The organism is Amycolatopsis sp. NPDC045836, from assembly GCF_056431745.1.
Map to the genome: position 1 here is coordinate 45,548 of NZ_JBWKKF010000009.1, position 17,976 is coordinate 63,523.

The 17,976-nt window shown below is 70.4% G+C and carries 15 protein-coding genes; 4 read left to right on the top strand and 11 right to left on the bottom strand.

What is annotated here, in order from left to right; all coding sequences use genetic code 11:
• Positions 1–34 precede the first annotated feature (34 nt).
• On the bottom strand, positions 35–409 hold the full coding sequence (locus AC07EG_RS18880; protein ID WP_478254412.1) for a hypothetical protein: 375 nt from the start codon (positions 407–409) through the stop codon (positions 35–37).
• Between the two features lie 89 nt (positions 410–498).
• On the opposite strand from AC07EG_RS18880, the gene AC07EG_RS18885 reads away from it, so the two are divergent.
• Positions 499–1,143 (top strand): leucine-rich repeat domain-containing protein, encoded by a 645-nt coding sequence (locus tag AC07EG_RS18885; protein WP_478254413.1) that lies wholly within the window; start codon positions 499–501, stop codon positions 1,141–1,143.
• On the opposite strand, the gene AC07EG_RS18890 is transcribed toward AC07EG_RS18885, so the two are convergent.
• The 8 genes from AC07EG_RS18890 to AC07EG_RS18925 form a co-directional block, all read right to left on the bottom strand.
• Positions 1,144–3,060, bottom strand: a complete 1,917-nt coding sequence (locus AC07EG_RS18890; protein ID WP_478254414.1) for a VanW family protein — start codon at positions 3,058–3,060, stop codon at positions 1,144–1,146.
• Positions 3,061–3,130: 70 nt separating this feature from the next.
• Complete coding sequence (locus tag AC07EG_RS18895) at positions 3,131–3,424, bottom strand: GroES family chaperonin (protein WP_478254674.1); 294 nt, start codon at positions 3,422–3,424, stop codon at positions 3,131–3,133.
• Positions 3,425–3,484: 60 nt separating this feature from the next.
• Entirely contained in the window at positions 3,485–5,266 is a 1,782-nt protein-coding gene (locus tag AC07EG_RS18900; protein WP_478254415.1) for an NHL domain-containing thioredoxin family protein, read from the bottom strand.
• Between the two features lie 520 nt (positions 5,267–5,786).
• Positions 5,787–6,257: an SRPBCC family protein gene (locus tag AC07EG_RS18905; RefSeq protein ID WP_478254416.1), complete on the bottom strand. Its 471-nt coding sequence runs from the start codon at positions 6,255–6,257 to the stop codon at positions 5,787–5,789.
• Between the two features lie 19 nt (positions 6,258–6,276).
• Positions 6,277–8,637: an oxidoreductase gene (locus tag AC07EG_RS18910; RefSeq protein ID WP_478254417.1), complete on the bottom strand. Its 2,361-nt coding sequence runs from the start codon at positions 8,635–8,637 to the stop codon at positions 6,277–6,279.
• Positions 8,638–8,692: 55 nt separating this feature from the next.
• Positions 8,693–9,448, bottom strand: coding sequence for an amino acid ABC transporter ATP-binding protein (locus tag AC07EG_RS18915; protein ID WP_478254418.1), 756 nt, complete (start codon positions 9,446–9,448; stop codon positions 8,693–8,695).
• Positions 9,445–10,254 carry an amino acid ABC transporter permease gene (locus AC07EG_RS18920; RefSeq protein ID WP_478254419.1) on the bottom strand — a complete coding sequence of 270 codons (810 nt, stop codon included), beginning with the start codon at positions 10,252–10,254 and terminating at the stop codon, positions 9,445–9,447. Before AC07EG_RS18920 ends, AC07EG_RS18915 begins: the two co-directional genes overlap by 4 nt.
• Before the next feature lie 77 nt (positions 10,255–10,331).
• Positions 10,332–11,153, bottom strand: a complete 822-nt coding sequence (locus tag AC07EG_RS18925; protein WP_478254420.1) for a transporter substrate-binding domain-containing protein — start codon at positions 11,151–11,153, stop codon at positions 10,332–10,334.
• 189 nt (positions 11,154–11,342) lie between these two features.
• Between AC07EG_RS18925 and AC07EG_RS18930 the strand changes: the two genes are divergently transcribed.
• The 3 genes from AC07EG_RS18930 to AC07EG_RS18940 are packed head-to-tail and all read left to right on the top strand — an operon-like array spanning position 11,343 to position 14,804.
• Positions 11,343–12,998, top strand: coding sequence for a circularly permuted type 2 ATP-grasp protein (locus tag AC07EG_RS18930; RefSeq protein ID WP_478254421.1), 1,656 nt, complete (start codon positions 11,343–11,345; stop codon positions 12,996–12,998).
• A gap of 19 nt (positions 12,999–13,017) precedes the next feature.
• Positions 13,018–13,965 (top strand): alpha-E domain-containing protein, encoded by a 948-nt coding sequence (locus tag AC07EG_RS18935; protein WP_478254422.1) that lies wholly within the window; start codon positions 13,018–13,020, stop codon positions 13,963–13,965.
• On the top strand, positions 13,962–14,804 hold the full coding sequence (locus tag AC07EG_RS18940) for a transglutaminase family protein (protein ID WP_478254423.1): 843 nt from the start codon (positions 13,962–13,964) through the stop codon (positions 14,802–14,804). Before AC07EG_RS18935 ends, AC07EG_RS18940 begins: the two co-directional genes overlap by 4 nt.
• A 183-nt stretch (positions 14,805–14,987) precedes the next feature.
• Here AC07EG_RS18940 and AC07EG_RS18945 read toward each other — a convergent pair whose 3' ends face one another.
• Positions 14,988–16,406, bottom strand: a complete 1,419-nt coding sequence (locus tag AC07EG_RS18945) for a M20/M25/M40 family metallo-hydrolase (protein ID WP_478254675.1) — start codon at positions 16,404–16,406, stop codon at positions 14,988–14,990.
• A gap of 33 nt (positions 16,407–16,439) precedes the next feature.
• Complete coding sequence (locus AC07EG_RS18950; protein ID WP_478254424.1) at positions 16,440–17,849, bottom strand: M20/M25/M40 family metallo-hydrolase; 1,410 nt, start codon at positions 17,847–17,849, stop codon at positions 16,440–16,442.
• Between the last annotated feature and the right edge of the window lie 127 nt (positions 17,850–17,976).

Sequence of the window (17,976 nt, forward strand, 5' to 3'; positions counted from 1 at the left end):
GGCGGGTCCATCCCCGCGCCGCCCACCGGACTGCCTAGCTCCGGAACGAGGCGCAGGCGGCCGCGACGTAGGCGGGCTTCGGCATCCGCCAGGAGACCTCGACCCACTGGTTGTCCTTGACCTGGGTGTTCTTCCCGCCCACGCAGGTGTACTCCCCGCCGGTCACCGGCTTGCCGCACGGCTCGTCCGGCCCGGTCTCCAGCTTCACGCAGGTGGTGTAGTTGTCGCAGGTCAGCGTGGCCAGCGGCGTTCCGCCCAGCTGTGGCTCGGCCCGCACGTTGAGCTTGCACTGGTTGGTCACCGACGCGCGGACCAGCGCCGGGGTCTCCCCGGCCCCGGCCGCCGGCGCGAATCCGACCGCCATCCCCATCGCCGCGCTCACTGCCAGCACCTTCGCGAACCTGGACACCCGACCTCCTTTGTGCGTGACCGATCTTCACCCACCGTAGCCAGCTGCGGGCGAAGGGCAATTACTCGATAGGGCGGTAGGTTCGGCGGGTGGAACTCGACTTCTACCAGCACGGCCTGACCGAGGTGCCCGGCGAGGTGTGGTCGGCACGGGGGCTGCGGGTGCTGAACCTGGCGGACAACCGGCTGACTTCGGTGCCCGACGAGCTCGGCTCGCTGGCCGATCTGCACACCCTGGACCTGGGGCACAACCAGCTCACCTCGGTGCCCCCTTCGCTCGGTTCGCTGCCGAACCTCACGGAGTACCTCTACCTGAGCGACAACCGGTTGACCGCCTTGCCGGATGCACTGTGCAACCTGGACAAGCTGCGCTACCTGGGAGCCACGGACAACCAGCTGACCGAGCTGCCCGCGGCTATCGGCGCCATGCGTTCCTTGCGTGAATTGCGGCTTTACCACAATCAACTGACTTCGCTGCCGGAATCGATTGGTTCGTTGGCCGCGCTGCGCGAGTTGTACCTGCGCGGGAACCAGCTGACTTCGCTGCCTTCGTCCGTTGGTTCGCTCGCCGACCTGCGTCACCTGGACCTGCGGGAGAACCTGCTGACCTCGCTGCCGGACTCGCTGCTGGACCTGCCGAAGCTGGCCAAGCTCGACCTGCGGTGGAACAAGCGGTTGCGCGTGCCGGACTGGTTGCCGGAACTGGAGGCCAAGGACTGCGTCGTCCTGCGGTGATCAGGGGCGTGGATTGGGGCGGTCCCGGACGGGCGGTTTGGGTTTCGGCGGCCGGATGCATTCGACGCCGTTTCGCGGCTGGTAGGTGACCGCCCGGGGTTCCCGGCCCAGTTCGGCGCCGGTGACCGGGTCGAAGAAGAGGCGGGTGTCCGTGACGGTGAACCCCGGCACGGGCTTCACCGCCCGGCAACCGCGGGTGGTCTTGCGCTCCACGGTGGGCTGGACCAGATCGGACTGCGGGCCGGTCTGGCTCTCCACCCGGAACCGCTTCGTGCCCCAGATCTTCACCGTCACCGACTTCTCGCTGGTCAGCGTCTGGATCGCCACCCCGGTCGGGGCGTCGTTGGTGAACCGCAGGTCGATCGCGGCCCCGTCCTCCTCCAGCGACTTGGCGTCCCGCCCGACCGGGAAGCGGTCCAGGTGGAAGGTCTGCGAGCTGTGCTCGGCGAAGGCCAGTCCGGCGAAGTAGACCGCGTTGTACAGGGTCGAGGTGAACTGGTTGATCCCGCCGCCGTAGACCTCCGGCCCGGTGCCGTCCTCGTGCACCGGCGCCTTGAGGTACCCCTGCGACGGGGTCCGCGGGCCCACGTACCCGTCGAGGCTGAAGGTCTCGTTCGGCCGCACGATCGCCCCGGTCACCTTGCCCCCGATGGTCCGCACGTTCCGCGCCACGTCCTTGGCGGTGAACCCCTCGCTGGTGAACTCGCCGACGACCTCCCTGATGCCCAGCGCGTTCGCCACCTCCGTGGGGATGTCCGGCCGGACCGGCTCGTAGACCACCGGCAGCTCGCGTCCGTCCGGCCGCTTCATCACCTCCAGGAACGGCGCCAGCGTCGGCACCCAGGCCACCTTCCGGCCGTCCACCGACGGCTGCACGGCCGGCACCGGGCCGTCGAAGGTGATCTTCGCGTTCACCGGCTGCCGTTCGGTTCCCGCCAGTTGCGGCTGCGCCAGCAACTGCAGCGCGTACTGGTCGAGCCGGACTTCGATGGCACCGCCGTCCACCGGCGCGAAGCGCATGGCCCCGGCGATCCCGTCCGGTTTGAGCACCGCCTCACCGCCGTCGCCGCGGATGCGCACCGGCTGCGCGATCGCCGGTCGCACGATCTGCGCCAGCGTCGCGTGCACGCCCTCGCTGGTCGCCTTCGGCGGCGTCACCTGCATCGGCAGTTCGATCAGGCCGCCGTCGGTCCAGTTGTCCTTGAGCAGGTCGGTGGCTGTCGCCACGTCGGTCAGTTCCTGGCGGTTGCGCGGTTCCACCGCGATCGCCGTCACACCGCCGTCGCTGCCGGGGATGGACTCGAAGCGGATGCCGCCCTCGGTCATGTCGTGGTTGAGGTGGTCGGCGGCGAACTGGGTCACCGACTGCTTCAGCTCGTCCGGATCGCTGCTGGTCACCACGCCGACCTCGCGGGTGGTGAAGAACGAGGCGATGCGGGTGAACGGGTCCAGCGGCTGGATGCCCGCCTTGCTCACCGTTTCCTGCCAGTTCACCGCGAAACCGGACTCGACGGGGTCCAGCTCGGCCGACACGTCACCGGCGCGCACCGGGATCGGCTTGATCAGCCGTGCCGCCAGCTCGGCGCGCAGCAACGCTTCGGCCGCGTCGCGCTGCATCCCGCCGATGGGCACACCGACCACGGTCACCCCGCGCGGCACGGTGCCGGAGCTGATGATCAGGTCCGCGGCGTAGGCCGCCACGAACACCGCGAGGAAGGCACCGATGCCGACGAACAACCTGCCGACGGCGAACCGGCGGCGGGTGGCCCGGCTGCGCGGGCGCGCCAGCACCACGGGTTTGTCGAGCAGGGAGTCGGCCAGTCCCTCGTCGTGCTGCCGGGGCGACGGCGGCGCGACCTCCACCGCGTCGGCGTCGAACTCCGGCCAGCAGTGCTCGGGGGCTGTGCCCCGCGTCACCGCCGTAGGACGGTCCAACTCCTCCTGCACTGCCCACCACCTCCCGAAAACGACGGGCGGCGGCGAGCGCCTACAGGTACAGCCCGGTGCCGTGCTCCGTGCGCTCGCTCGCCATGGCGTGAATGTCGCGCTCGCGCATCACCAGGTACCCCTCGCCCTGGATCTCCACCTCGAGTTGGTCCTCCGGGTTGAACAGCACCCGGTCGCCAACCTTCACGTTGCGCACATTGTTGCCGACTCCGAGTACATCACCCCACGCGAGCCGCCGCGCGACTTGCGCCGTGGCGGGGATGACGATGCCACCGCTGCTGCGGCGCTCACCGTCCTCCCCGGACAGCTTGGCCAGCACCCGGTCGTGCAGCATTTGGATTTCGAGCTTGGCCGCGGATTCTTCGGACACGCCCCGAATGCTACGCGGCGAAATTCACTCCGCCGGGGTACCCGCCATCATCAGCTCCAGCGCCCGGTCGGCGCCCGGCTCCAGCCGCACCGGCACGCCCCAGTCCTGACGCGTGACGCGGCAGACCGGGTGCTCGGTGGCGCTGTCGCAACTGGCCGCCTGCGCCACCACCTGGAGCACGCCCTCGGTGATGCCGTCGGCGAACCGGAGCCGCCGCGTCAGGTCGGTGCCCACGCCCGCGCCGTCGACCAGCAGTTCCGGCGGGGACGCGCTGATCTCCAGCCGGGTCGACGGGCCGTAGCGGTCGTCGAGCTTTTCGCCGGGCGGCGGGGTGAACACCACGCTGAACTCCAGCTCACCGGGGGCGAGCACGGTCGGCGGGCGGCGCACGGCGTGCGCGCCGCCCTCGACGCTCTCCAGGCCGTCGGCGGCGATCGGCGTGATCCGGTGCCCGGCGGATTCGACGACCAGCAGCTCGTCGCCGCGCACCAGCAGGCCGGACGGTTCGGCGAGGCCGGTGGCCACAGTGGACACCTGCCGCGTCCGCGGGTCGTAGCGGCGGACGGCGCCGTTGTAGGTGTCGGCGATCGCGATCGAACCGTCCGGGAGCGCGGCGAGGCCGAGCGGGTGCTGGAGGAGGGCGTCGGCGGCGTCGCCGTCGCGGTGTCCAAAGGAGAACAAGTCGATGCCGACCGCGGTGTGCACAGTGGCCGCTTCGTCGATCCAGCGCAGCGCGGAGGTCTCGGCGTCGGCCAGCCACAGCTTGCCGGGCGTGACGGCGAAGCCGGAGGTCTGCGCGAAGAAGGCTTCGCCCGCGTCGCCGTCGCGCAGACCCTCGACGGTGGTGCCCGCGAAGCGCCGGATGGTGCCCGCGACCGGGTCGAAGGCGGACAGCGTGTGGTTGCCCGCCATCGCGACGACCACCTCGCCGGCCCACCAGACCACGTCCCACGGACTGGTCAGGTCGACCTTGAGCGCGTCGCCGCCGGAGTCGCCGTCGCGCCACTGCTCGCCGGTGCCCGCGACGACGGTGACTTCGCCGGTGTCGAGGTTCAGCCCCTGGAGCCGGTGGGCGGCGGTGTCGGCGACCACCACGTGGTACCCGGCCCGCTCGGCCACCTCCGGCGGCAACACGGCGACGCCGGACGGCTCGGTGAACGGCTCGCCGCGCCGTCCGGTGCCGAAGCGGCGGACCAGGCGCTCCCCGTCCAGCTCGACGACGGAGTGGTTGCCCGTGTCGGCGACCAGCAGGTGCCCGCCGGGCGCGGCGACGGCCTTGCTGGGGAAGCGGAGCAGGCTCTCGGACTCCTCGAGCGGCACGTACGGGCTGCCGCCGCGGCGCAAGGTGTCGCGGTGCTGCTCGGTGAGTTCGGTGAGCACGCGGCGCAGGGCCTCGGCATGCCCCTCACCAGCGGCGACGTGCACCACGTACCCCTCGGGGTCGACGATGACCAGCGTCGGCCAGGCACGCACGGCGTACTGCGACCAGGTGGTGAGGTCGGGGTCGTTGAGCACCGGGTGGTGGACCTCGTAGCGGCGCACCGCGGCCTCGATGGCGGCGGCCTCGCCCTCGTGGAGGAACTTGGGCGAATGCACCCCGATGGTCACCAGCACGTCGGCGAACTCGGCCTCGAGCGGGCGCAGTTCGTCCAGCACGTGCAGGCAGTTGATGCAGCCGGAGGTCCAGAAGTCCAGCAGCACGATCTTGCCGCGCAGGTCGGCGAGGCGGAGCCGCTCACCGCCGGTGTTGATCCACTCGCGACCGGCCAGCTCGGGCGCCCGGACGCGGGCCAAACGTTTGCTCACGCCCCACAGCTAACACCGTCAGGCCCCGATGTCCACGATGTGGACCACAGCCGCTCTCCCCAGGAGATGCAGTGCACACCCGCACGGACTCGGTAACGACCCCACGGTGAAATACCGGAGGTACAACGGGTCGGGCCAGTACGATCTCCGGACGATCGAACGCTGCGCGGGGGTCGGCAGCGCAGACCTTCCTGCCGAGCTGGACGAGATCGAGCAAGCCGTGGCGCACCCCTCCACCAAGGAGCGGCACCTTCAGCAACTGGTGGAGAAGTCGCCCTGGCTGTTCGGTGGTGAGTTCGCCGGCGCCGCGGACAGCGTTGCCCGACCGGTACGGGATCGACGCGCGCCGGGCCGGCGGGACCGTGGTCATCGGCCGTCCGATGCTCGGCACCGCGTTCAGCGAGCGGCCGGTCGACGAGGCCCCGCGCAGCTACAACGGCCAGCTGAGCCGCGTCGACGCGATGACCTGCAAGCAGTTGGTCGACGGGGCTCGCCGTGTGCTCCAACCGGTGGAAACCACCTACCGGTTAGCCTCAGCTCGAGCCTTCAGGCGCCGCAGCGTCGCTTCGATGTTGCGCTGGTTCTGCTCGTCGCGTTCGAAGACGCCGGTGACGGCCGAAGTCGGGAGGCGGAACCAGGACGGGCGCCGCTCCCAGGTGCTTTCGGTCACCACGCAGCCGGTCTCGGTGGCGGTGATGTCGTACTGCCACCGCGACACCGGCAACCCGGCCACCGAGGTGACCTCGAAGGCGAACCGGCGGCCCGCCCAGGCATCGGTGATTTCCGAGGTGGTGCTCCAACGGCGGAGGCCGCGGCGGTTGGTGCCCTTGAACCGGGCGCCGACGGTGGCCTTCGTGGCGCCGTCGAGCCACTTGTGGCCCGAGTACTCCTCGGCCAGTTCCGCCAGCACCCGCAGGTCGCTGACCAGCTCGTACACCCGCTGCGGGCTGGCGCTGACCTCGATCTTCGCCGTCGCGTTCGGTTCCGCCATAGCTGGCAAGATAACAAGCTCAGCTGCGGCGCAGCGCCCTGGTGACACCCGCGGCGACGGTGGTGGCCAGGGTCCAGCCCATCGCGGTGAAGCCCACCGCCACCCACTTGTCGGCGCCCTCCATGAACCAGCGGCCCTTGTTGCCGAAGTCCACGATCGGCACCAGCAGGTCGACGGTGTAGAGCACCGGGCTCCACTCCAGGCCCTTGTCGTCGCTGTTCACCGCGCACCGGCCACCGCTCTGCGCGTAGTTCTGCGTGTCGGTCAGGCACGGGTGGTCGGTGTGCCCGGCGGCGAACCACACGCTGCCCGCGATCAGCAACAGCAGCAGCCAGCCGACCGCGCGGCCCGGCCGGTAGCCGTAGCCGACCATCGACCGCTGGAGCCAGCTCCACAACCGCACCAGCGGCCCCATGAAGCGGTAGCCGTCGGCCAGCGACTCGTAGCGGAACTGCTGCTTCTTGAACAGCACGGTCGAGGCGTGCTCCTCGTTACCGCTGGTCCGCAGCATCTCGGCGAGCTGGTCGTACGGGCCGGGCCGGTAACCGCCCATCGCCCGGCGCAGCAGCCGGATGCGCTGGGCGACCGCGGCGTCGTCCTTGATGCCGATCGGCACCTTCATCGAGTCGTACCGGAAGTCCTCCAGGTCCAGCCCGCCGGTGGCCTCCCACAGCTCCGGGTTGTCGTTCAGCGTGACGCAGTGCGCCCCGGCCAGCACCACCTCACCGCGGGGTGCGATGTCGGGCACCAGCGCGAACTCGTCCGCGGTGACCGAACCGGCGTCGAGCGCGATGCCGTCGCGGTCGCTGGACTGGAGCACCGCACCGGTCAGGTCGACCCGCCGGGCGACCACCGCGCCGTCCAGGTTGACCCCGCCCTCGGCGTGGAACCGGCGCTCGCGGTTGGCGGTGAACACCAGGTCGCGGCCGATCCGCCCGGCCCGCACGTCCACCGAGAAGCTGGTGCTCGGCCGGACCGCGGGCTTGGTCACCTCGGTGCCGTACAGGTCGATGCTGCCGCCGACCTCGATGCCCTGCAGCCGCAGCGTGCCCTCCACGGTGGCGTCGGTCAGGTGCAGGTTCCCGGCGATCTTCGCGCGGCGCGCGGAGAACACGTCGCGTTCGTGGTGCAGCAGGGTGGCGTTCCAGGCGAGCACGTTGCCGCCGACGGTGACGTCCGACAGGCGGCACTGCCCCATCGGCACCTTCAGGTTGGTCGCCTCGATGTCGCCGCTGATCTCGGTGCCGTCGATGTGCAACGCCCGGTCGTAGTACGGCTCGACGTATCCCCTGGCCACCGAGATCTCGGCGTGCGCGAGCCGCAGGGTGCCGCCGATGTGCGCGTTGACCATGCGGATGGTGCCGGTGGCGCGGAAGTCGTCGCTGAGCTCGACGTTGCCGTCGACGCGCAGCCGGTCGGCGCTGATCGCCGGGCGCGGGTCGAGGTAGGGGTCGCGGGACTTCCACTGGTCCACCACGATCGGGCCGTGCTGGCTGGTGTGCAGCCGGGCCCCGCGCAGCACGATGTCGCTGTCCACCTTGGCGCTGGGCAGGTAGATGATGCCGTTGGCGGAGAAGCGCTGGCGAGCCTTCGGCGGGCCGTAGGTGTCGACCTCGCAGAGCAGGCTGCCGCCGATGTGCAGGCCGTTGCCGTTGAGCGCGAAGCCGTCCGGGTTGTGCAGGGTGGCGCCGGAGAAGTTGACGTTACCGCCGGTCTTCAGGCCGGGGACGCGGATCTCGCCGTCGGCTTCGAGGCGGTAGGCCAGCAGGGCGCCGGTGATCTCCAGCCGGTCGGCCTGGATGGCCTTGCCGCGGGCGTGCCGGATGCGGGTCCTGGTGAGCACCACCGAACCCTCGATGGCGGCGTCGGTCAGGTTGATCGCCGCGTCGGGACGGCCGCGTTCGCGGTCGTCGCCGCGCTGGACGGCGGTCTCGCTGTGCCCCTTGACCGTGTGCTCGACCTCCACCTCGCAGCGGATCAGCCGGACGTCGTTGCGGCTGCGCATGTTGCGGGCCTTGAGCCCGGGCAGCCAGCACCGGCGGAACACCAGGCCGAGCAGGGTCGCCTCACGCACGTCCGGCGGTTCCTCGAACCGGCAGCGCTCGAAGCGGAACAGGTACTCCAGGTCGAGCGCGCGCAGGTCGAAGCGGCCGGTGATGTAGGCGTCCTCGACCTGCACCAGCGGGGCGTTCGTCGGCTGCTTGCGCAACCGGAGCAGCCCACCGGCCTCCGGCACGATCAACGGCTTGATCAGGTCCTCGGCGCGGATCTCGAACCGCTTGTCCGGGGTGTCCTGGAACGGGTCGAAGGCGTCGGCTGGTTCGAGTGGGTCGCCGGGCTCGTGGTCGTCACGAGCCCCTCCCCGGCGAAAAACCACCAAATCAGACGCCCTTCCCGTCGCCCACCGCCACCCTCAACGGACGCTCCGCGCCAGCCTAGTCGTCGACGTGCGTCGGATTGAGCACCCGCGACAGGAACGTCTTCGTCCGCTGGTGCTGCGGGGCCCCGATCACCCGCGACGGCGCACCGTGCTCGACCACGACACCGCCGTCCATGAACAGCACCACGTCGGCGACCTCACGCGCGAACTGCATCTCGTGCGTGACCACCAGCATGGTCATGCCCTCTTCGGCGAGCTGGCGCATCACGCTGAGCACGTCGCCGACCAGCTCCGGGTCCAGCGCCGACGTGGGTTCGTCGAACAGCATGACCTCGGGGTTCATCGACAGCGCCCGTGCGATCGCCACGCGCTGCTGCTGCCCGCCGGAGAGCTGCATCGGCAGCGAATTCGCCTTCTCCGAGAGCCCGACCTTCTTGAGGTTGTCGCGGGCGACCCGCTCCGCCTCGGACTTGTCGCGCTTGAGCACCTTGCGCTGGGCGATGGTCAGGTTGTCCAGCACGGACAGGTGGGCGAACAGGTTGAACGACTGGAACACCATGCCGATGCCCTGCCGCGCGTGGTCGATGTCGACGTCGGGGTCGGTGATCTCGTGGCCGTTGACCACGATCCGGCCTTCGTTGGGCTCTTCCAGCAGGTTCACGCAGCGCAGCAGGGTGGACTTGCCCGAGCCGGACGGCCCGATGATGCAGACCACCTGCCCCCGCTCGACCCGCAGGTCGATGCCCTTGAGCACCTGGAGCTCACCGAACGCCTTGTGCAGTCCGGAAACCTCGACGATCACGTCGCTCATGCCTCGACCTCCAGGCCACGGTTCTGCTTCCGGCCGGTCCTGCGCTCCAGATACCGCGAAAGGTAGCCCAGCGGGATGGTGATGATCAGGTAGCACAGCCCGGCCAGCAGGATCGGCGTCATCGACCCGGTGGCGTTGAGGCCCTCGCGGCCCCACTTGGTCAGCTCGTACTGGTCCCTGGCCAGGCCCAGCAGGTAGATCAGCGAGGAGTCCTTGGTGAGCAGGATCAGCTCGTTGGTCAGCGGCGGCAGGATGATCCGGAACGCCTGCGGGATGACGATGGTGACCATCGCCCGGCCCTGGCTCATGCCCAGCGACCTGGCCGCCTCGACCTGGCCCGGCGGCACCGCCTGGATGCCGGCGCGGATGGTCTCGGCCATGTAGGCGGCGCCGACCGCGCCGAGGGCGAGCGCGGCGGTGGAGTAGATGTCGAACTTGATGCCGAAGGCGAGCGGTACACCGAAGCCGAGCGCGATGAACACCAGCAGCGCCGGGATGCCGCGGAAGAACTCGATGTAGACGGTGGCGATCCACCGGTACGGCGGCACCGACGACAGCTTCATCAGCGCCAGCACCAGCCCGAGGGCCAGGCCGAGCAGGAAGCCGAGCACGGTGTAGATGATGGTGTTCTTCAGCGCGATGGTGATGATGCCGGGGAACTGCTCGGCCGCGGCGTCGAGGTTGAAGAACGCGCGCTGGATCGTCGCCCAGTCCGCGATCAGGGCGAGCACCGCGATGACGACCACCAGCAGCGCGTACTGCGCGAGCTGGACCGTCTGCCGGCGCTGCCGCTTGGACATGGCCATGGGGGGAGGCTCCTCGAAAGTGGCTGGCAGAACCAAGGGGAACGACCGCCGTGGCGGCCGTTCCCCTCAGTCGCGGATCAGGCGGTCGGCTTCTTGCCGAACCACTTTTCGTAGATCTTGTCGTAGGTGCCGTCGCTCTTGGCCTTGGTCAGCGCCTCGTTGACCTTGGCCAGCAACGCGCCGTTGCCCTTCTTCACCGCGATGCCGTAGTTGTCGCCGGTGTCGAAGGTGGCGGTCACCTCCACGTCCTGGTTGGCCTTGAGGAAGTCCAGCAGCACCACGTCGTCGTTGATGCCCGCGTCGACCTGGCCGGTCTGCACCGCGGTCTGCTCCAGCGCGAGGTCCTCGAACTGGATGACCTCGTAGCCGAACTTCTCCTTGTTCTCGTTGGCGTAGGTCTCGCCGGTGGTGCCCTGCTGCACGCCGAGCTTCTTGCCGCGCAGCTTCTCCAGGCTGTCGTAGCCGGAACCCTTCTTCACCAGCAGCGCCTGCTTGGCGTTGAAGTACGGGTCGGAGAAGTCCATCACGGCCTGCCGCTCGGGCGTGATCGACATGGCCGCGGCGGCCACGTCGCACTGGCCGATGTTCAGCGACTCGCCGGACTTGATGCCCTCGAACGGCGTGTCGAAGATCTTCTGCTCGTTCGCGCCGACCAGGGGCAGGACCAGGTCCACCAGCTCCACGTCGAAGCCGACGGTCTTGTCGCCCTCGGTGAACTGGAACGGGGCGTAGGGCAGGTGGGTGCAGGTGGTCAGCTTGCCCGCTTCCTTGAGCGTGATCTGGCCCCCGGCCTGGGTGTCGCCCCCGGTGTTGACCGATTCGGCGCAACCGGCCGCGGTAACGGCCAAGGCGAGCGCCGGCAAGATGGTGAGCGCTCTGCGTGTGTGTCGACGCGCCACGGTGTCACTCCTAGTAGTCAGATCTCGGCGAGATTTTCGCATCCTGCCACCCGCTGGGGTCAACTGCCCAGCATTGGGACGTTACAGCGCCGTTTCGACTGGGTCTTTCCATTGTCTTCCTGGTGGCGACCTGGACGACATCACTCCTGCGTGTCGCAAACCACTCGAACGTGAGCGACGATGATGGTCATGAACCAGCACGCGCCGCCCAAGCTGCCGCCCACCGGGATGCGGGCCAGGACGGCGCGGGCGACCACCAACGGCCGGGCGGGAGCGCAGTTCGACGGTTACCTCGCCGGTGACCGGCCGCACGCCGGGGCCTACGACGAGATGTTCGCCGAGGACGGCACGGTCCGCCCGCCCTACCGCGCGCTCTACGAGTCGATCGCCGGGTACGACGCCGCCGAGCTGACCGCGCGCTCGGCGGCGCTCGACCGCGCGCTGGTCGACCAGGGCATCACCTTCTCGCTGTCCGGCCAGGAACGCCCGTTCCCACTGGACCTGGTCCCGAGGGTGATCACCGCGGCGGAGTGGGCCAAGCTCGAACGCGGTGTGGCGCAACGGGTGCGCGCGCTGGAGGCGTTCCTCGACGACGTCTACGGCGACGCGCAGATCCTCGCCGACGGGGTGCTGCCCCGCCGGTTGATCACCTCGTGCTCGCACTTCCAGCGCGAGGCGTTCGGCATCAGCCCGCCCAACGGCGTGCGCATCCACGTGGCCGGCGTGGACCTGGTGCGGGATGAGGCGGGCACGTTCCGCGTGCTGGAGGACAATCTGCGCAACCCGTCCGGCGTCTCCTACGTGATGGAGAACCGCCGCACGATGGCGCGGGTGTTCCCGGACCTGTTCGCCCAGCACCGGGTGCGCCCGGTCGGCGACTACGCCTCCCACCTGCTGCGCTCCCTGCGGGCGGCGGCCGCGGCGAACGTGGCCGACCCGATGATCGTGGTGCTCACCCCCGGCATCCACAACTCCGCCTACTTCGAGCACTCGCTGCTGGCCAGGCTGATGGGCGTGGAACTGGTCGAGGGCCGGGACCTGTTCTGCCGCGACAACGTGGTCTACCTGCGCACCACCGAGGGCGAGCGGCCGGTGGACGTGATCTACCGGCGGATCGACGACGAGTTCCTCGACCCGCTGCACTACCGGCCGGACTCCGTGCTCGGCATCGCCGGGGTGCTCAACGCCGCCCGCGCGGGCGGCGTGGTGATCGCGAACGCGGTCGGCAACGGCGTCGGCGACGACAAGCTCGTCTACACCTACGTGCCCGAGATGGTGAAGTACTACCTCGGCGAGAAGCCGATGCTGCCCAATGTGGACACCTACCGCTGCTGGCTGCCGGACGAGCTCGACCACGTGCTCGACCACCTGGACGAGCTGGTGGTCAAACCGGTCGAGGGCTCCGGTGGGTACGGCATCGTGTTCGGGCCGGAGGCGTCGGCGAAGGAGCTGGCCGACCTCAGGCGCCGGGTGAAGGCCGACCGGCGCGGCTGGATCGCCCAGCCGGTGGTGCAGCTGTCCACCGTCCCGTCCAAAGTGGACCAGGGCAGGCTGGCGCCGCGGCACGTGGACCTGCGGCCGTTCGCGGTCAACGACGGCAACTTCGTCTTCGTCCTGCCCGGCGGGCTGACCAGGGTGGCGCTGCCGGAGGGCAGCCTGGTGGTCAACTCCTCGCAGGGCGGCGGCTCGAAGGACACCTGGGTGCTGGCGAGCCGGTCGTCCGCGGCCGACCGCGAACTGGCCGAGCCGGCGCTGGCCGAGCAGTCGCAGCTGGACGGGCTGGCAGCCGAGCAGGGGCCGGAGCTGACCAGCGCCCAGCAACAGCAGCAGCAGCAGCAGCAGTGAACCCCACGAGGAGGCACCGATGCTCGCCCGCAACGCCGAATCGTTGTACTGGATCGGCCGGTACGTGGAACGCGCGGACGACACCGCGCGCATCCTCAACGTGTCGGTCCACCAGCTGCTGGAGGACGCCACCGTGGACCCGGACCACGCCAGCCGCCAGCTGCTGACCGTGCTCGGCATCCAGCCGGAGGAGCCGGGTGAGCTGGACGTGTGGAAGCTGACCGAACTGGTCGCCTACGCCAAGGACAACGCCAGCTCGATCGTCGGCTCGATCACCGCCGCCCGCGAGAACACCTGTGGCGCGCGTGAGGTGGTCTCGACCGAGTTGTGGGAGTGCCTCAACGCCACCTGGAACGCGGTGCCGGACCGGCAGCGCCACGCCCGCCGGGCCGGACCGCACTCGTTCCTGTCCTTCGTGGAGGAACGGGCGGCGATGTTCGCCGGCCTCGCCGATTCGACGATGAGCCGGGACGACGGCTGGTTGTTCCTGGTGCTGGGGCGGTCGATCGAGCGCGCGGACATGGTGGTGCGGTTGCTGCTGTCCCGGGTGCAGGACCGCGCGTCGTCGCCGGGCTGGATCACCGTACTGCGGTCCACCGGCGCCCAGGACACCTACCTGCGCACCTACCGCGGTGCGCTGGACGCGGGCCGGATCGTGCAGTTCCTGCTGCGTGATTCGCTGTTCCCGCGCTCGGTGTTCCACGCGCTGCGGCAGGCGGAGTACTGCCTCGGCAAGCTGCAGAAGGGCAGCCTCGGCCGGGGCAACGAGCAGGCCGAGGCGCTGCGGTTGCTCGGCCGCGCCCGCAGCGAACTGGAGTTCCTGCGGCCGTCGGACCTGCTGGAGGAACTGCCGAAGCGGCTGGGCAGCCTGCAGACGACCATCCGGGAGATCGGGGAAGCGGTGTCGGTGCAGTACTTCCACTCGTCGCCGTGGGTGGCCTGGCGCGGGGCGGAGGTGTCGTTGTGAGCTGGCAGGTCCGCGTGGTGCACCGCACCGGGTACCACTACGCCACCCCGGCCATGCAGTCGTACAACGAGGCCAGGCTGACGCCGCGCTCGGACCGGCGGCAGACGCTGGTGGCGAACCGGCTGGAGACCGAGCCGGCGACCAGGGCGTACCGGTACTCGGACTACTGGGGCACGGTGGTGACTTCGTTCGACCTGCACGCGCCGCACACGGAGTTCACCGTGGTGGCGACTTCGCTGGTGGAGACGGCCGAGGCCGCCTCGCCGGTGCACGAGGCGAGCTGGGCGGACCTGCACTCGGACGAGGTGCTCGACGAGCACACCGAGTTCCTGACGCCCACCGACTACACCCCGCACGATCGTGAACTGGCGAAGGTGGCGCGGGACCTGCGGAAGGGCAAGGACCCGGCGGACACCGTGCTGGCGGTGTCGAACTGGGTGCACGAGCAGCTGAAGTACCAGCCGGGCACCACCGGCGTGCACAGCACCGCGACGGACGCCTGGCAGGCCGGGGAGGGCGTCTGCCAGGACTTCGCCCACGTCACCCTGACCATGCTGCGCTCCATCGGCGTACCCGCGCGCTACGTCTCGGGCTACCTCCACACCCAACCCGACGCGCAACTCGGGGAAACCGTGCAGGGCGAGTCGCACGCCTGGATCGATGCCTGGACCGGTGGCTGGTGGGCGCACGACCCCACCAACGCCATCCCGGTGGGCCCGCGCCACGTCTGGGTCGCCACCGGCCGGGACTACGCCGACGTCGCTCCGCTGAAGGGGATCTTCACCGGCGGTGGGGAATCAACCCTGGACGTCTCCGTAGAACTGACCCGAGTCGCCTGACAGCAAAGGCACCAGGGGTGATGCCAACAGGAAGCCGGGCCACCCAGCCACACCCAGCAGCCCAGCCCCTACCCTGCTCCCCGACACGAAGCCAAAACCACGGTCGGAATTCCCTTGTCAAGGTACTCTTTCCCGCCTGGACAAGGGAATTCCGACCGTCGGCACAATGGGGCGTCGGGGTGCTCAGCTCGTCGCGTGGGCGTTCAGGATGTGCGCCACCGCCGCCGTCACCCTCTCCGCCTGGGCCAGGTGCAACCACTCGTCCGGCACGTGCGCGTTCGAGTCCGGCCCCAGCGCGCCGGTGACCAGGAACTGCGCGTTCGGGTACTTCGCCCCGAGCAGGCCCATGAACGGGATCGAGCCGCCCAGGCCCATGGCTCGCCAGGGGGCGTCGAAGACGGCGGTGCTGACTTCCTCCAGGGAAGCCGCCAGCCAGGGGGCGCTGGCCGGGGCGTTCCAGCCGTCGGCGTGTTCGAGGCCGGCCAGTTCGACGGTCGCCGAGTACGGGACGTCGGTGGTCAGCACCTTCTCCAGGGCACCGAGCACGGCCGTCGAATCGGCGGTGGGCGGCAGGCGGAAGCTCAGCGCCAGCGTGCTGTGCGTGCGCAGCACGTTGCCCGCGTCGATCGGCTCCGGGAAGCCCGTCGCGCCGATCACCGACAGCGTCGGCCGCCAGCTGTTGTTCAGCAGCAGCTCGACGTCGTCCTCGTCGACCGTGGTGGTGCCCCCGTGCAGCGGGAACGCCCGCTTCATCGCGCCCGGCGCGGCGGCCGCCGCGGCCTCGGCTTCGGCGGCGCGGTCCGCCGGGATGTCCACGTAGCACTCGTCCAGCAGCAGGTGCCCGGTCTGCGCGTTCTCCACCCGGTCCAGCAGCTCGCGCAGGATGCGGAACGAGCTGGGCACCACCCCGCTGGCCAGCCCCGAGTGCTGCCCCGAGTCGAGCACGCGCACGGTCACGTGCAGCTGGACCATGCCGCGCAGGCTGGTGGTCAGCCACAGCCGCTCGTAGTCGTTGCCGCCGGAATCCAGGCACACCACGAAGGTCACGTCACCGAGCCGGTCGCTCAGGTGCTCCAGGTAGGCGGGCAGGTCCGGGCTGCCGGACTCCTCACCGGTCTCCAGCAGGACCACGGCCCGCGCGTGGGCACCGCCGTTGGCGCGCAACGCCTCCAGCGCGGCCGTCGCGGCGTAACCGGCGTAACCGTCGTCGGCGGAACCGCGGCCGAACAGCTTGCCGTCCTTGACCACCGGCTTCCACGGGTCGAGCCCATCGGACCAGCCGCCGAGCGGCGGCTGCTTGTCCAGGTGCCCGTAGAGCAGCACGGTGCCCTTGTCCTCGGCACCGGCCGTGGCAGGCACGTCGAGCAGCAGCACCGGGCTGCGGCCGGGCAGCTCCACCACCTCGATCGAGGCACCGGGGATCGCCCGGCTCCCGAGCCAGTCCCGGACGTGCTCGACGGCGGCGGCCAGGTGGCCGTTCGACGCCCAGTCCGGGTCGAAACCGGGGGACAGGGCGGGGATGGCCACCAGTCCCGACAGGCTCGGCAGGATGTCGTCCGCCCAGAGCCGCCGCACGGTTTCACGCAACGCGGTCGCATTCACAGTCTGGTCCACGCCACCCATCCTGCCACCGGGTCATTCGGTGGCGTGCGCGTGCAGAATCCCGGCCACCGCCTCGGTCACCCGTTCGGTCTGCGCCAGGTGCAGCCACTCGTCCGGCACGTGCGCGTTGTTGCCGGGGCCACGCGGCCCGGTGACCACGAACTGCGCGTCCGGATAGGTCTCGGCGAACAGGCCGAGGAACGGGATGGTGCCGCCGAGGCCGAGCGCCCGCCACGGCTCGCCGAACACGTCGACGCTCACCTTGTCCAGCGCGGTCTCCAGCCAGGGCGCGAGCTTCGGCGCGTTCCAGCCCGCCGCCGCGGCGGCCCGGCCGATCTCCACCTTCGCGCCGTACGGCACGTCGGTGGTCAGCGCCCGCTTGATCGCTTCGAGCGCCGCGCCGGGATCGGCGGTCGGCGGCAGCCGGAAGCTGAGCTTGAGGCCGGTGAACGGCCGCAGCACGTTGCCCGCGTCCTCCAGCGGCGGCAGCCCGCTGGCCCCGGTCACCGACAGCGTGGTGCGCCAGGTGTTGTTCAGCACCAGTTCGACCGGGTCGTCGGTGGCGGTCCGCACACCTTCGGTGATCGGCAGTTCGGGCCGCAGGCCGCCTTCGGCCACCGCCAGCCGCACCTCGGCCAGCCGGTCCTCCGGGATCGCCACGCTCAGCTCGGGCAGCAGCACCTCCCCGGTGCGCGAGTCCTCCAGCCGGTCGAGCAGCTGCCGCAGGATGCGGAACGAACTCGCCACCAGCCCGCTCGAGTGCCCGGAGTGCACGCCCGCGTCGAGCACGCGCACGGTCAGGTCGAGGAAGGCGATGCCACGCAGGGAGGTCGCCAGCCACAGCCGTTCGTAGTCCCCGCCCGCCACGTCCAGGCAGACCACCAGGCCGACCCGGCCGATGCGGTCGCGCAGGTGGTCGAGGTAGGCGGCCAGGTCCGGGCTGCCGGACTCCTCGCAGGTCTCCAGCAGCACGACCGTGCGCGCGTGCCTGCCGCCCGCGCGGTGCAGCGCCTCCAGCGCGGTGGCGGCGGCGTAACCGGCGTACCCGTCGTCGCCGGCACCGCGGCCGTAGAGCCTGCCGTCCTTGACCACCGGTGTCCACGGGTCGAGCCCCGGCGACCACTCGCCCGCGGCCGGCTGCTTGTCGAGGTGCCCGTAGAGCACCACCGTCTCGTCGTTGGCCGCGCCGCTCGCCGGCATCTCCACCAGCAGCAACGGGGTCCGGCCGGGCAGCTTGACCACCTCGGCCACCGCGCCGGGCAGCTCCCGCGCGACCAGCCACCGGCGCACGTGCTCGACCGCCGCGTGCAGGTGCCCGTTGCTCGCCCACCAGGCGTCGAAGGCCGGGGAGAGCGCGGGGATCGAGACGAACTCGGAGAGGCTCGCCAGTGCGTCGGTGCGCCAGGTTTCCTGGATCGTCTCTCGAAGCAGTCGCTGGTCCATGCGTCGATCCTGACAGAGGGAGTGGGGTACATCACAGGGGGCGAGCGGCGGTGCGTTCCGCTGCGGGCGGGGTGGTTCCCGCACCCGTCCCCCGCTGGTCCAGACGTACCAGTGCGCCCTACTTTTG